Below are 15546 nucleotides of genomic sequence, written 5' to 3' on the forward strand. Positions count from 1 at the left end.
TAGGACCGCGACACTGCCCGTGGCGGGATGATGGCAGCATGAGCTCCTCCGTTCCTGCCCTGACCGACCTCCTCGCGACCGCGCGCGTCGTCGCCTTTCCGCTCGTGACACGCTTCCGCGGCATCGAGGTGCGGGAGGCGCTCGTCTTCGAGGGCCCGGAGGGGTGGACGGAGTTCGCGCCGTTCCTCGAGTACGGCGACGCGGAAGCCGCGGCGTGGCTCGAGGCGGCGATCGATTTCGCCTGGCGACCGCAGCCGCATCCGCTCCGCACCCGCGTGCACGTGAACGCCACGGTTCCCGCTGTCGCGGCCGCCGCGGTGCCCGGAGTGCTCGCACGATTCGACGGATGCCGGACGGCCAAGGTGAAGGTCGCCGAACCCGGGCAGACCCTCGCCGACGACGTCGCACGGGTCGCCGCGGTGCGGGCGGTCATGGGCGCGGAGGGCCGGGTGCGGGTCGACGCGAACGGCGCCTGGAACGTGGATGAAGCCGAGCACGCGTTCCACGCGCTCGCGGAGCACGACCTGGAGTACGTCGAGCAACCGTGCGCCCGCGTGGAAGAACTCGCCGAGCTGCGCGAGCGCGTCGCGTACATGGACATCCCGATCGCCGCGGACGAAAGCGTCCGGAAGGCCGAGGATCCGCTGCGGGTCGCGCGGGAGGGCGCAGCCGACCTGCTGGTCGTGAAGGCCGCCCCGCTCGGCGGAGTGCGCCGCGCGCTCGAGATCGTGGCCGAGTCGGGGCTGCCGGCGGTCGTCTCGAGCGCGCTCGACACCTCGGTGGGGATCGGGATGGGACTCGCGCTGGCCGCCGCGCTCCCCTCGCTCGACTACGACTGCGGGCTCGGCACCGCGTCGCTGCTCGGCGCCGACGTCACCGCCGACCCGCTCCTCCCGCAGGACGGCGCGATCGACGTGCGCCGGGCGAGCGTCGATCCGTCGACGCTGGATGCGCACGCCGCGTCGGTCGAGCGCCGGGACTGGTGGTTCGCCCGGCTCGAGCGCTGTCACGCGCTCCTGTCCGACTGAGCATGCCCTTCTGGGCGGTGCCGGCCGAGCACACCCTTCCGAGCGGTCCCGGCTGCCCGGTCAGTCGGCGATGGCGGCGGCGAGCGCGGCGGTGCGCTCGGTGACCAGGCGCAGGGTGTCGGCGGTGCCGAGTCCGGCGATCACGGCGTGCACACACGTCGCATCCCAGTTCTGCAGAACGAATCGAGCGGCGTCGAGCACCGGCATCCGCAGGCGCAGGGAGTAGGTGCGGGCGAGGTCGGCGATGATCTGGGCGACCCGCTCGGTCATGGCGGCATCCCATTCCAGGTACGCCTCCGCGAGTCGTCGATCGCGCATCGCGTTCGTGCGGATCTCGCTCATGAGCACGACGCCGAGTCGCTCCTCGTGCTCGATGTCGAGCACCCGCAGCACGAGCTCCGCCGGCGTCATGGCCGGCAGCCCTTCGCTCTCGAGTTCGCGCACTCGCGTCGTCACCCGCTCGAGCTTGGCGTCGGACACCTGCTGCACCAGTCCGAAGAACAGCTCGTCCTTGGAGGCGAAGTTCGAGTAGAACGCGCCGCGGGTGAATCCGGCGCGTTCGCAGATCGCCTCGACCGAGGCGCCGTCGAATCCCGACTCGGCGAAGACCTCGGATGCGGCGGTCAATAGACGTGCGCGGGTGTTCTGACGACTGCGCGGAGGAGACGCTTCGCTCATCCCGGGTCCTTCCTCCGGTACGGCATTCACCCCGCGCACAGTTTCGCTGCGCGGGCGATCCTTAGGATACACATCTGTATCGGATACGCTTGTGTATCGAACTCGTCGTCACCCGCAGCCGGAGGCATCTGTGTCCACGCTCCTGTACTCGCTCGGCCGCTGGTCGTTCCGTCACCCGTGGCGCGTGCTCCTCAGCTGGGTGCTGCTCCTCGCCCTCGCCGCCGGAGGCGCCGCCCTCCTCGCGAAGGGCACCGACAACAGCTTCTCGATTCCGGGCACGGAGTCGCAGGCCGGGCTCGAGCAGCTGAACCGCACGTTCCCGCAGGTCAGCGGAACGAGCGCGCAGTTCATCGTGGTGGCGGCCGACGGCGACGCCGTCACGGACGCCGACTACCACGACGCGATCGAGAACACGGTCGGGCAGATCGAAGATCTCGACGGCGTCCTCGCCGTCACCGACCCCTACAGCGACACCGTGCGGGGCAACATCTCGGACGACGAGACCGCGGCGATCGTGCGGATGCAGTTCGACGGCCAGGCGACGAATGTTCCCGCCGAGACGGTGACCGCGCTCGAGCAGGTCGTGGACGAGCTCGGACCGGAGCTTCCGAGCGGGGCGCAGGTGCAGCTCGGCGGCGATCTGTTCGCGGTCTCCCTGCCGGGCGTCACGGTCACCGAGCTCGTCGGACTCCTGATCGCGCTGCTCGTGCTGATCGCGACCTTCCGCTCGTTCGTCGTGGCCGGCCTTCCGCTGCTCACCGCGATCCTCGGCGTCGGCCTCTCGATGGCGCTCATCTTCGTCGCCACGGCATTCGCGTCGGTCTCCTCGACGACTCCGCTGCTGGCGCTGATGCTTGGTCTCGCCGTCGGCATCGACTACTCGCTCTTCATCATCTCCCGGCATCAGGATCAGACCCGCGCCGGCGCCGACCCGGAGGAATCCGCGGCCCGCGCGACCGGCACCGCCGGCTCGGCGGTCGTGTTCGCCGGCATCACCGTGCTCATCGCGCTCATCGGTCTGAGCTTCGCCGGCATCCCGTTCCTCACCACGATGGGCGTGGCCGCCGCCGTCGCCGTCGCGATCGCCGTGGCCGTCGCGGTGACCCTGACGCCCGCCCTCCTCGGCCTCGTCAAGGGTCGCGTGCTCGGCTGGCGTCGCCGGGCGGCGAAGAAGACGGATGCCGCCGCCACCCCAGCGCGTCGCGGTTTCGCCACGCGCTGGGTGGGGCTCGTGACGCGGCACCCGCTGCTCACCACGATCGCCGTCGTCGTCACCCTCGGGGTCGCGACGATTCCCGCCGCCAGCCTCGCCCTCGCGCTGCCGAACGCCGGCCAGCTCCCCAAGGACGACGCCGCGCGCATCACCTACGACCTGACCACCGAGCACTTCGGCCCTGGCGCCAACGGACCGCTGATCATGACCGGCACGATCGTCACCTCGAACGACCCGGTCACCCTGATGACCGAAATCGGCGACGAGATCGCCGCGCTGCCGGGAGTGAAGGAGGTCGCCCTCGCGACCCCGAACGAGGCCGCCGACACGGGCATCGTGCAGATCGTGCCCGAGACGGCGCCCGACGACCCGGCGACCGCCGACCTCGTGCGCGAACTGCGCGCTCAGCACGACCGCCTGCTCGACGAGTACGGCGTCGACCTGAAGGTCACCGGCTTCACCGCCGTCGCGATCGACATCTCCGACCGCCTCGGCCAGGCCCTGCTCCCGTTCGGGCTCTTCGTGGTCGGCCTCTCCCTCATACTTCTCATGATCGTGTTCCGGTCGGTGTGGGTGCCCCTGAAAGCCGCCCTCGGCTACCTGCTCTCGGTCGGGGCGTCGTTCGGTGTCGTCGCGGCGGTCTTCGAGTGGGGATGGTTCGCCGATCTGCTGCACGTCGCCCGCACGGGCCCGGTCATCAGCTTCATGCCCATCGTCGTGATGGGTGTGCTGTTCGGCCTCGCGATGGACTACGAGGTCTTCCTCGTCTCCCGGATGCGGGAGGACTACGTGCATGCCCTCCGCCGCCGCGGCGGCGGGTCCGCGAAGGCCATCGCCGTGGATGCGGTGCGCAGCGGCTTCTCCGCGTCCGCCCGCGTCGTCACCGCGGCCGCGGTCATCATGTTCGCGGTGTTCGCCGCGTTCGTGCCGGAGGGGGACTCCAACCTGAAACCGATCGCGCTGGGTCTTGCCACGGGTGTCGCCATCGACGCGTTCCTCGTGCGCATGACGCTCGTGCCAGCGGTCATGACGCTCCTCGGCGACCGCGCCTGGTGGTTCCCCCGCTGGCTCGACCGCTTGCTCCCCCACTTCGACATCGAGGGCGAGGCCGTCGAGCGCGAACTCGCCCTCGCGGACTGGCCCGCCGAGCCCGCCGCCATCACCGCCGAGGGCGTGACCGTGCGGGCCTGGAACCGCCGCGAGGGCGAGGTCACCGTGCTCGCCGAAACGACGTTCCGCGTGCGCCCCGGTCACTGCCTCGTGGTGACGGGGCCGCGCGAGTCGCGCCGCGCCCTCGCCCTCGCCGTCGCGGGACGCGCCGATCCGTCGGACGGACGGATGCGGGTCGCCGGACGCCTGGTTCCCGAACGCGCCGGGTGGGTACGCCGGAATGTCGGCATCGCCCTCCTCGGCGACAGCGCCGACCCCGGCGCCGAACTGCGGCAGGCGCTCGGCGCCCGCGCGAACGTCGTTGTGATCGACGGCCTCGACCTGCTCGAGGGCGCGGCGCGCGCGCGGGCGGTCGATGCCATCCGCGACGCGGCGCTCCTCGCCTCCGAACGCGCCGACGACGCCCGCACCGCGCTCACGCTCGTCGTGACGGCGGCCGACCCGGGGCGCGCGCAGGCGCTGCTCACCGACGCGCTCCGCCCGCACGTGCAGACCCTCGAGGTACTGCCGGGCGACGCATCCGCTTCCGCATCCGATCTCGCATCCGCACCTGAGGTGACCGCATGACTCTCCCCGTGGAACGTTCCCGCTCCGGCCGCCCCATCACCTGGCTCACGGTCGTGGGCGTGCTGCTGCTGCCGGTCGTGATGGGCGCGCTGCTCGTCGCGGCGCTCTACAACCCGGCCGAACGCCTCGGCAACATGACCGCCGCCATCGTGAACGACGACAAGGCGGTCGAGATCCAGGGGCAGCTCGCCCCGCTCGGCCGGCAGCTCACCGGCGGGCTCGTCGCCGGGTCGGATCAGATCGCCAGCAACCTCGACTGGACCATCTCCAACGACGAGGATGCCGCCGAGGGACTCGCCGACGGCACCTACAGCGCGATCGTCCGGATCCCGGAGAACTTCTCCGCCGCCGCGACCTCGACCGCGGGCACGTCGCCCGAACAGGCGACGATCGAGGTGCAGACCGCGCCCGATGGCCGCATCGTCGACGACGCGATCACGGCCCAGATCACGCAGGCCGCGGCCACCGTCTTCGGCACGGAGGTGTCGAAGACGTACCTCGAGAACGTGCTGCTCGGCTTCACGACGCTGCACGATCAGCTCGGCGACGCCGCATCCGGCGCCCACGAGATCGCCGACGGCGCCGACCAGGCAGCATCCGGGGCCACCACCCTCGCAACCGGTGCCGACGACCTCTCCGCCGGCGTCGGCCAGATCGCGAGCGGCGCGCAGGGCATCGCGGATGGCGCCGGCGCGCTGTCGAGCGGAGCGAACCAGCTCGCGTCGGGTGCGTCGGCCGCCGCGAGCGGGCTCGGCACGCTCGCGGGAAGCGCCGACACCCTCGCCGCCGGCAACCGGCAGCTCTCCGACGGCCTGAACACACTGGCGGGATCACTGCCGCCCGGCACCGCGGAAGCCGCCGGCCAGCTCGCCGCGAGCACCCCGGCGATCACCGAGGGACTCGCCCAGGCGAGCGACGACCTGTCGCGCCTGGCCGCGCAGTGCGACCCCGCCGCCACGCCCGATCTCTGCGCGTCGCTGTCGGATGCCGCGGCCGACGCGGAGGCGGCACTGCCCGTCACGACCCGGTTCGTGACGCAGGCCGGCCAGCTCGCCGGCGGCCTCTCGGCGCTGCCTGGCGCGCTGCAGGCTCTCGCGGCGTCGTCGTCGCAACTGGCCGACGGCACGACGGCTCTCGCCGGCGGCGCCCGGCAGGCGGCCGACGGCGTGGGCGCGCTCTCCAGCGGTGCGGCGCAGCTCGCGACGGGCGCGTCTACCCTCCAGGGCGGTGCGGCTCAGCTCGCCACCGGGGCGGCGTCGGCCGCATCCGGATCCGCCGAACTCGCGACCGGTGCCAACGCGCTCGGGACGGGAGTCGGTCAGGTGGCGAGCGGCACGCGCACGCTCGCCGACGGGCTCGACACGGCCGTTGCGCAGGTGCCGACGTACAGCGACGAACAGGCCACGAGCCTCGCGACCGTCGTGGCCGACCCGGTCGCCGCGGAGGGAGTGGGCACCGACCTGTTCGGCGCATCCGCCATCCCGCTGCTCGCGATGCTCGTGCTCTGGTTCGGCGGACTCGGCTCGTTCGTGGTGCTGCGGGCGGTCTCGGCGCACACCCTCACGAGCCGGCGCACGTCGCTGCTGCTGACGCTCCGCGCCTTCGCCCCCGCCGCGCTGATCGGCGCCGCGCAGGGCGCGCTCGTGGCCGTCGTCGTGCAGATCGCCGCATCGTACGACTGGGCCGACTGGTCGCTGTTCGCCGCCCTCTGCGTCGCCGCGGGCATCGCGTTCGCCGCGGTGAACCAGGCGCTCGTCGCACTGTTCGGCGGTGCCGGACGCTGGATCTCCGCCGTCGTCGGCGCCCTCGCGCTCGCGACCGGCGTCGTGTCGACCGTGCCGTCCGCCCTGACGTCGGCGGCAGGCCTGCTGCCCACGGCTCCGGCCTACTCCGCGATGCTCGGGGCACTGACCTCGACGGGCGGCGTGGGCGCAGCGCTGGTCGGGATGCTCGTGTGGTCGACGCTCGCGCTGATCGCCACGACCCTGGTGGTGGCGCAGCGCCGCAAGGTGCGCGCGAGCGCGGTGCTGACCGCATCCGCCCCCTGAGGCATCCGCCAGCCGAGGCATCCCCCAGCCGCCCTACCCCCCCTACCCCCACCCCGCATGTCCCACTTTTTGCCGCTTTCCCGCACTAATAGCGGCAAAAAGTGGGACATGCTCTGCAATTAGTGGGACATGGGTGCTCAGCTCCGGATGCGGTGCTCAGCTCCGGTTGCGGTGCTCAGCTCCGGTTGCGGTGGTCAGCTCCGGATGGGGCGCTCAGCTCCGGATGAAGCGGAGCGTCGCGAGCTGGAACGGCCGCAGCGCGATCTCCGCGCCATCGGACCCCGCCGCGACGAGCGCGGCGGCCGGGATCTCGCGCTCCAGCAGATCGGTCTCGATGACCCCCGAGGCTGCGAATCCGGGCACCACTCGCGTCGCCGCGCGGTGCCCGAGCGATTCGTAGAGCCGCACGATCACGTCGCCGCTGCCGTCCTCGGCGAGCTTGACCGCTTCTATGACGACGGATGCATCCTCGACGCGCACGAGAGGGGCGACCTCGCCGACCCCGGCCCCGGTGACGACCCGCTCCGGCAGGTTCGCACGGTAGCCCTCGGTCACCGCATCCTGCGTCTGCGCGCCGACGACGATGCCGACCTCGAGGTGGTGCTCGCCCTGGTCCTGCTGCGGATCGGGGAAGAGTGCACCGCGGATGACCGACAGCCGCACGATCGAGACCGTGCCCCCGCCCGTCCGCGCGTGCCGGGTGATGTCGTGCCCGTAGGTCGAGTCGTTCGTCACGGCGACGCCGAAGTCCGGTTCGGCCACCCGCACCCAGCGATGCGCGACGGTCTCGAACCGTGCCGCATCCCACGAGGTGTTGGTGTGCGTGGGGCGCACGATGTGCCCGAACTGGATCTCGGACTGCGCCCGGTCGGTGTGCACATCGACCGGAACGCTCAGCTTGAGCAGCTTCTGCCGCTCGTGCCAGTCGACATCGATCGACAGGCGCAGGGTGCGCGACCCCTCGAAGAGCGTGATGCGCTGCACGAGACGGGAGTCGCCGAACCGACGCGTGATGACCACCGCATCGCCCTCGATCGCGACGCTCTCGGCGTCGACGAGATCGATGACATGCCGGCGGTAGTGCTCGTCGATGTCCCACGCATCCCACTGTGTGGGGGTGTCGCGGTGCAGCTGGAACAGACCCGCGGTCGACCCGGGCGGCACGACCTCGCGGCCCGACCCGACCTCCACCAGCGACACGATGAGTCCGCGCGGATCGATGACGGCCCGCACCACCCCGTTGTCGAGGACGAGGTCGTCGCCCACGCGCACCGGGGCGACCGGCGCCTCCGCGGGCGCGGACCCGAGCGCCAGCGCGGGAACGGCGCCCCGCGCGTGCGGGGCGGCGTTGGCCCGGAGCGTGTGGTCGCCCGATCCGGCGAGCACCCGCAGGCTCTCGTCGATGATGTCGGTCAGTTCGGTGGCGATCGCCGCGTAGTTGCGCTCCGCATCGCGGTGCACCCAGGCGATCGACGATCCGGGCAGGATGTCGTGGAACTGCTGCAGGAGGGTCAGCTGCCACAGCCGCTTCAACGTCGCCGCAGGGTAGGCGACGCCCGCCCGCACGGAGGCCGTCGCCGCCCAGAGCTCCGCCTCGCGAAGCAGGTGCTCGCTCCGGCGGTTGCCCTGCTTGGTGCGCAGCTGGCTCGTGTAGGTGCCGCGGTGGAACTCGAGATAGAGCTCACCCGCCCACACCTCGGGATCGGCGTACTCGCGCTCCGCAGTCTCGAAGAAGCGCGCGGGGGTGGAGTGCTCGACGATCGGCGATCCCTCCAGCGACCCGGTGCGGGCGATCGTGGCCGCCATCTCCCGCGTCGGTCCGCCGCCGCCGTCGCCGTAGCCGTACGGCAGGAGCGAGACGTTCGTCCGCCCCTTGTCGGCGAAATTCCGCTGCGCGTGCGCGAGGTCCTCCGCCGAGACGTCGGAGTTGTACTTGTCGACCGGCGGGAAGTGCGTGAACAACCGCGTGCCGTCGATGCCCTCCCACAGGAAGGTGTGGTGCGGCATCCGGTTCGTCTCGTTCCACGAGATCTTCTGGGTCAGGAACCACTTCGATCCGGATGCCCGGATGATCTGCGGAAGCGCCCCGGAGTAGCCGAAGGAGTCGGGCAGCCAGACCTCGGGGGTCTCGATGCCGAACTCCTCGAGGAAGAAGCTCTTCCCCTCGAGCAGTTGCCGGGCCATCGCCTCGCCGCCGACCATGTTGGTGTCGGATTCGACCCACATGCCCCCCACCGGAACGAAGCGCCCCTCGCGCACCCGCTCGACGAGCCGTGCCCAGAGCGCGGGGTAGTACTCCTTGACCCACGCGAACTGCTGCGCCGACGAGCTCGCGAACACGACGTCCGGGTCCTCGTTCATCAGTGCGAGCACGTTCGCGAACGTGCGCGAGACCTTCCGCGCCGTCTCGCGCACCGGCCAGAGCCAGGCCGAATCGATGTGCGCGTGTCCGACGGCGTGCAGCGTGTGCGCGCTCGCGTGGGCGGGGCGCTCCAGCAACGGCAGCAGAACCGCACGCGCCGCGGCAGCCGTCGCCGCGACGTCGTCCGGATCGACCGTGTCGATCATGCGGTCGAGGCCCTCGAGGAGTTCGGCCCGGCGCGCGGACGTCGGATCGAGCTGCGCCGCGAGGCCCCGGAGCGCGAGGGCATCCGCGAGCAGCTCCGCCACGATCACGTCGCGCAGACCGATCTCCACCGTGCGGAGCACGTAGATCGGGTCGGTGCCGGCCGTCGCCCGGTCGCCCAGGTGCGTCGGCTCGAAGGTGAACAGACTGCCGACATCGGGGTTGGATGCGGCTTCGACCCGCACATCCACCCGCCCCGCGGCATCCACCGCGGACGGCACCGCCTGGTTGAAGGGTGAGACGCCCTTGAGCGGGCTTCCCGACCGGTCCCACACGAGGGCTTCGGCCTGGAATCCGCTCTGTCCCGCCGTGAAGCCGAGGTCGATGACCAGCTCTGCGCGCGTTCCCTCGGGGAGTTCGCCGGATGCCTGCCACCACTCGGACGGCACCGCTCCCTCGACGTGGAACCAGGTCGTGCCCCACGGGCGGCCCCAGCGGCGGCCGACGCCGAACGGCACGTACTCGGCCGCATCCGCGACCTCGAAGGGGACGGGCTCCCCGGGAGCCTCCCATGCCGAAACGGCGAGCGGATGGTGGGCGCGATAGACGGCGGGTTCGAGCCGCTCGCGGATGAAACGGTCGATGCGCAGCTCGGTGAGCGCGGTGCGGTCGTGCATGCGATGGTTCCTGACGTTCGGGGTCAGCCCTTGAGTCCGCCGGCGAGGGCGAACGAGCTGCCGGTGATGCGCTGCATCACGAGATAGAGGACGAGAATCGGCACGGAGTAGAGCATCGCGAAGGCCGCGAGCTGGCCGTAGGCGACCGCTCCGTGGTTGCCGAAGAAGGTGAAGATCGCGACGGCCGCCGGCATCTTCTCCGCGCTGAACAGGAGCACGAACGGAACGAAGAAGTTCCCCCACGCCTGCGTGAACACGAAGATGAAGACGACACCGATCCCGGGACGCATGAGGGGCAGCACGATCTGTCCGAGCGCGCGCATCGCGGATGCGCCATCGACCCACGCGGCCTCTTCGAGCGAGATCGGCACCGAGTCCATGAAGTTCTTCAGCATCCAGATCGCCATCGGCAGCGACGTCGCCGACATGAAGAGGATGACGCCGACGAGGGAGTCGAGGAGCTTCAGCTGCACGAACATCGCGTAGACCGGCACCATAAGCGCGGTGATCGGCAGGCAGGAGCCGAACAGCACGCCGTAGAGGAAGCCGCGCTGGAACCGCTGCCGGAACCGCGAGAGCGGATACGCCGCGAGCACGCCGACGACGACCGTGAGCGCGGCCGTCCCGAACGAGATCAGCGCCGAGTTCCACAGCGGCAGAATCGTCTGGGAGTAGGTCAGGACCGCGCTGAAGTTGTCGAGCGTGAACGCCTCCGGGAGGGAGATCGACACGGTCGCCGCGGGATCGATCGCCGAGAAGACGATCCACGCGATCGGCACGACGAACACGATGCCGAGCGCCGCGAGGACCAGGTTGGCGATGAGCTTTCCGCGCCGCGGAGCCGGTGAGGCGACGGAGAGGGGCACACGGGTGCGCCGTCGCGGCGAGACGATTGCTCGCGTGGTCGTGGATGTCATGACTCCACCTCCGGCTTCAGGATCTTGATGTAGATGGCCGCGAAGACCGCGCCGAGCACGATGGTGACGGCGGCGATGGCCGTGCCGTAGCCGACCTGGGCGAACCGGAACGCCTCTTGATAGGCGAGCACCGGCAACGTGGAACTGCGCGTGCCCGGGCCGCCGCCGGTCATCACCCAGATGAGACCGAAGGTGCCGAGGGTCTGCAGCGTGGTGAGCATGAGGTTGGTGGCGATCGAGCGGCGGATCATCGGCAGCGTCACGAGGAAGAAGCGCTGCACGGTGTTGGTGCCATCGATCTGGGCCGCCTCCGTGATCTCCGGCGGTACCTCGCCGAGCGCCGCGTTGTAGACGAGCATCGAGAAGGCCGTTCCGCGCCAGATGTTGGCGAGGATGACCGAGAGCATCGGGTAGTCGATGAGCCAGCTGACGCTTCCGAGCCCCAGACCGTCGAGCACCGAATTGAGCGTGCCGTCGGCGGAGAAGAACGCGTAGAGGGCGAAGGCCGCGACGATCTCCGGCAGCACCCAGGCGACGACGACGAGCGTGCTGACGATGGTCGACACGATCCGGGATGAGGCGCGCAGCAGGACCGCGATCGCGAGCCCCAGAACGTTCTGCCCGATGATCGCCGAGAACAGCACGAACACGAGGGTCAGGACGACCGAGTTCCAGAAGTCCGCATCGGCGAACAGCGCGGCGTAGTTGTCGAGGCCGATGAACTGCGGCTTCGCCGCGCGGTAACCGGTGAGAGCGGCGTTCGTCAGCGAGCCCCAGAGCGCGAAGCCCATCGGGCCGACGAGGAAGATCGCCAGCAGGATGAGCGCCGGCACGAGCGGCGTCGAACGGGAGATGGCGCGGAAGGTGCGCCGCCTGCCCCCCGCTCCGTGAGGAGCGGAGGGCAGGCGAGAGGACGTTGTCGTCATGAACTCAGTCGCCTTGCTCCACGTTCGACTCGCTCACGATCTTCGTGAGGTCCTCGTCGTAGGCGGAAGTCGCTTCTTCGGCCGTCGCATCCCCGGTGATCACGGATTCGACCGCCTGCTGGAGCGCGCTCGAGATCTGCGAGTAGTCCGGGGTCGCCGGGCGGAAGTGCGTGTACTGCACGAGGTCGGAGAAGAACGCGAACGTCGGGTTGTACGACAGGTAGGCGTCAGACGTCGCGACGTCGTCGCGCACCGCGATCTGGCTGTTCTCGGTGTCGTACTTCAGCGAGTTCTCCTGGTTCAGCGCCATAGCGATGAAGTCGAAGGAGGTCTTCGGGTAGTCGGTCTGCGCGCCGACCGCGAGGGTCCAGCCGCCCGACATCGAGGTAAAGCCGGGGTCGCCGCCATCCTGCGTCGGCATCTTCGCGAGACCGATCGTCTGCTCCCACTCGGGCCATGCGCTCTGGCCTTCGATCCAGCCACCGGGCAGCCACGAGCCGTCGATCGCCATCGCGACCTTGCCCTGCGGGATCAGTTCGGTCGAGACGCGGCTGCCGATCGTGGTGTCCAGCGCCAGGTCGAGCGGCGTTCCGAGGCCCTCCGAGTAGAGGTCCTGGTAGAAACCGAACGTGTCCTTCATCCCCGTCGAATCGGTGACCCACTTCTGCGAGTCCGTGTTGTAGAGCGTGGAGTCGGTGCCGTACAGCAGCATCTCGACGCCCTGCATCGACGTCTGCTCGACGGCCGCCTTGCTGCCGTAGATGTTCAGCGGGATGACATCGGGGTTGCTGGCCTTCAGCGCACGGGCCGCGTCGAGGATGTCGTCCCAGCTGGTGGGCTGCCAGTCGGTGGGCAATCCCGCCGCGGCGAAGAGGTCCTTGTTGTAGTAGATCGCGCGGGTGTCGGTGCCCATCGAGACGCCGTAGGTCTTGCCGTCGTCGCCGAGGCCGGCCTCCTTGGCGGCGTCGTAGAACTGGCCCCAGTCCTCCCACTGAGCGACGTAGTCGTCGATCGGGAGCAGGTATCCGGCGGCCGCATCGGAGCGGATCTGGAAGGTGTCCTCGTAGATGACGTCGGGGGCGGTGTCGGCCGAACCGTTCATCAGGGCGAGCTTCGTGAAGTACTCGTCCTCCGACTCGATCGGCTGGAGGTCGACGGTGACGCCGGGGTTCGCGGCCTCGAACTCGGGCTTGACCTTCTGGAACAGGTCGTCGAGCTGATGGAACGCCGAGGTCTTCTGGTAGGCGACCGTGATGGTGCGATCGCCGGTCTCGTCGGCGGGCGCGGATTCGGCTGAACTGCAGCCGGCGAGGGCCAGACCAGACACCGCTATGGCGGCGACGGCGGCGAGAGTCCTGTGACGCATTCCTGCTCCTTTGCTAGGGTTTGGCGCCTCAGAGCGCCGTGCGGGGATAAATCTATCAAATGGAGTAATAGAATCAAGTCCGAGTTTCATCACGATCCGGTCACCCCGCGGACCGGGGGTCAGCCGGTGATGAGCAGGTCGGACGGGCGCGCCGCGAAGGCGCCGTCCAGCAACAGGCAGGCCGCACCGACGGCGGCCGCATCCGTACCCAGTCGGGAGTCGCGCAGGTGCAACGGACGGAGTGTGCGGATGGCGGGATCCGCCGCCAGGCTCTGCCGCAGGGGCTCCCGGAGCACGGGCCACAGGCGCGCCCAGACCGGACCGCCCACGACCGCGACGCCCATGTCGAGCACGTTGTCGAGCTGCACGAGGCCGCGCGCGAGCCGCCGCGCGGTCAGGGCAATCGCGGCCATCGCGGCCGAGTCGCCCTCCTCGGCCAGCGCGCGGAGCCGATCGAGCTCGGGGCGCGGATCGGCCGGAAGCTGCTCGACGGGCGCCTGACCGCTCCGGATGCCGGCGAGCCGCAGGATCGTGTCGGGTTCGAGCGATGCTCCGAGGCAGCCCGCGTTGCCGCACTCGCAGATGGGTCCGGACGGATCGACGCTCAGGTGGGCGATGTCGCCGGCGTTGCCCGTGGCGCCGCGTACCGGCATGCCGCCGACGGCGAGCCCCGCACCGATCCCGGCGCCGTAGTAGAGGAACATCGCGTCACCGACGTCGTATCCGCGGTCCAGCCACAGTTCGCCGACGACGGCCGCCGTGACGTCCTTCTCGACGACGATCGGCAACCCGGTCGCGGCGGCCAGCCCATCGCGGATGCTGACCCCGTGCCACGCCGGCAGGAGCGGCGGGGTGAGGAAGCGTCCGTCCTGGAGCGGACCGGGAGCGGCCACCCCGACGCCGACGATGCGGTCCTCGTCGATGCCCGCGCGCGTGATGATGTCGAGCACGGCGTCGGCCATCGATCCGATGAGGCGGCCCGCATCCGTCGACCGCCCGGGCGGGTGCTCGGCGTGCGCGACGACCGTGCCGGCCATGTCGATCACGACGATCGTGTCGACCGCCGGGTCGAGGTGGATGCCGATCGCGAAGCGCGAGCGCGGAACGAGCGCCAGCAGGGTGCGGGGCTTACCCGGACCGGAGATCACCTTGCCGGCCTCGGCGATCAGCCCCTCCTCCACGAGGCGCCGCGTGACGTTGCTGAGGGTCTGCGCCGATAGTCCGGAGCGCTCGGCGAGCTCGACGCGGCTCATCCCCCCCGGGGCACGCCGGATGAGGTCCAGGACGACGGTCTGGTTGTACGTCCCGACCGCCGGCAGGTTGGATCCCCTGCGCATGGCCACTCCCCCTCGCGGCTCGCGCGGACTCAGCTCAGGCCGGAGTAGACGTGCAGGCCCTTGAAGAACATGTTCACGATCGTGAAGTTGAACATCACCGCGGCGAACCCGATGATCGACAACCACGCCGACCGGGTGCCACGCCACCCGCGCGTGGCGCGGGCGTGGATGTATCCGGCGTAGAGCACCCAGATCACGAAGGTCCATACCTCCTTGGTGTCGAAGCCCCAGTACCGACCCCACGCGTCGTTGGCCCAGATCGAGCCGGCGATGAGCGTGAAGGTCCAGAAGATGAACCCGATGATCGCGAACCGGTAGGCCAGCGACTCGAGGTCGGTGGCGCTCGGCAGGATGCGGAGGAAGCCCGGTCCGGTCTTGCCCACGGTGCCGACGGCGGCCTCGAGCGCTTTGCGCTCGCGGCGGGCCTGCAGCAGCTGCACGACCGAGAGCGCGAACGCGAGGGCGAACAGCGCTGTCGCGAGCGACGCGACGAACACGTGGATGACGAGCCAGACGCTTTTCAGCGGGTCGGACAGCGGCGAGACGTCGACGTGGAAGAGCGTCGCCCCACCCATCAGCACGGCGACCAGACCCATAATGAACGACCCGAGGAATCGCAGGTCGTAGCGGAACAGCACGCCGAGGTAGACCGCGACGATCAGCAGGGTTCCCGTCATCGAGAACTCGTACATGTTCGACCACGGCACGCGCTCGGCCTCGATGCCGCGGGTGATGGTCGCCCCGAGGTGGAAGAGGAATCCGAGCCAGGCCATGGCCGTGCCGATGCGGGCCCAGACCGGCCGGGAACGATCGCGACCGCGAGCGCTCAGCGACACCGCGGCGGCCTCCTCGCTCGCGCGCACCTGGGCGATCGTCTCGCCGCCGGCACCCACGAGCTCACGCTCGCGTACGGTGGCGTCCTGGGCGTCGATCGCCTGCGCGGAACGGCGGGACAGATCGATCGCGTAGGCGATGAACGCCAGCGCGTAGATCGCGATCGCCGTCCAGATCAGGAGCACCGAGACGTCGTCGAGCGAGAGCTGGTCGGTCATG

10 protein-coding genes are annotated in these 15546 nt (G+C 70.3%); 3 read left to right on the plus strand and 7 right to left on the minus strand.

Going from position 1 to position 15546, the window contains the following annotated elements:
- Positions 1-38: 38 nt before the first annotated feature.
- Positions 39-1028 carry an o-succinylbenzoate synthase gene (locus LMI96_RS12485; RefSeq protein WP_228361711.1) on the plus strand — a complete coding sequence of 330 codons (990 nt, stop codon included), beginning with the start codon at positions 39-41 and terminating at the stop codon, positions 1026-1028.
- 60 nt (positions 1029-1088) lie between these two features.
- Here LMI96_RS12485 and LMI96_RS12490 read toward each other — a convergent pair whose 3' ends face one another.
- Positions 1089-1706, minus strand: a complete 618-nt coding sequence (locus LMI96_RS12490) for a TetR/AcrR family transcriptional regulator (protein WP_228361712.1) — start codon at positions 1704-1706, stop codon at positions 1089-1091.
- A gap of 130 nt (positions 1707-1836) precedes the next feature.
- Between LMI96_RS12490 and LMI96_RS12495 the strand changes: the two genes are divergently transcribed.
- On the plus strand, positions 1837-4656 hold the full coding sequence (locus tag LMI96_RS12495; RefSeq protein WP_228361713.1) for an efflux RND transporter permease subunit: 2820 nt from the start codon (positions 1837-1839) through the stop codon (positions 4654-4656).
- Positions 4653-6704, plus strand: coding sequence for a YhgE/Pip domain-containing protein (locus LMI96_RS12500; RefSeq protein ID WP_228361714.1), 2052 nt, complete (start codon positions 4653-4655; stop codon positions 6702-6704). The genes LMI96_RS12495 and LMI96_RS12500 overlap by 4 nt, the downstream gene beginning before the upstream one ends.
- Positions 6705-6917: 213 nt before the next feature.
- On the opposite strand, the gene LMI96_RS12505 is transcribed toward LMI96_RS12500, so the two are convergent.
- The 6 genes from LMI96_RS12505 to ccsB form a co-directional block, all read right to left on the minus strand.
- Positions 6918-9947, minus strand: a complete 3030-nt coding sequence (locus LMI96_RS12505) for a glycoside hydrolase family 38 C-terminal domain-containing protein (RefSeq protein WP_228361715.1) — start codon at positions 9945-9947, stop codon at positions 6918-6920.
- Between the two features lie 23 nt (positions 9948-9970).
- A complete protein-coding gene (locus LMI96_RS12510) occupies positions 9971-10864 on the minus strand; it encodes a carbohydrate ABC transporter permease (protein WP_223722680.1) in 894 nt (297 codons plus the stop codon).
- Positions 10861-11790, minus strand: a complete 930-nt coding sequence (locus LMI96_RS12515; protein ID WP_223722679.1) for a carbohydrate ABC transporter permease — start codon at positions 11788-11790, stop codon at positions 10861-10863. The genes LMI96_RS12510 and LMI96_RS12515 overlap by 4 nt, the downstream gene beginning before the upstream one ends.
- 4 nt (positions 11791-11794) lie before the next feature.
- Positions 11795-13156: an extracellular solute-binding protein gene (locus tag LMI96_RS12520; RefSeq protein WP_228361716.1), complete on the minus strand. Its 1362-nt coding sequence runs from the start codon at positions 13154-13156 to the stop codon at positions 11795-11797.
- A 119-nt stretch (positions 13157-13275) separates the two neighbouring features.
- Complete coding sequence (locus LMI96_RS12525; RefSeq protein ID WP_228361717.1) at positions 13276-14493, minus strand: ROK family transcriptional regulator; 1218 nt, start codon at positions 14491-14493, stop codon at positions 13276-13278.
- Between the two features lie 29 nt (positions 14494-14522).
- On the minus strand, positions 14523-15545 hold the full coding sequence (gene ccsB / locus LMI96_RS12530; RefSeq protein ID WP_228361718.1) for a c-type cytochrome biogenesis protein CcsB: 1023 nt from the start codon (positions 15543-15545) through the stop codon (positions 14523-14525).
- Position 15546 lies beyond the last annotated feature (1 nt).

The organism is Microbacterium sp. cx-59 (assembly GCF_020805625.1).
Classification (GTDB): domain Bacteria; phylum Actinomycetota; class Actinomycetes; order Actinomycetales; family Microbacteriaceae; genus Microbacterium.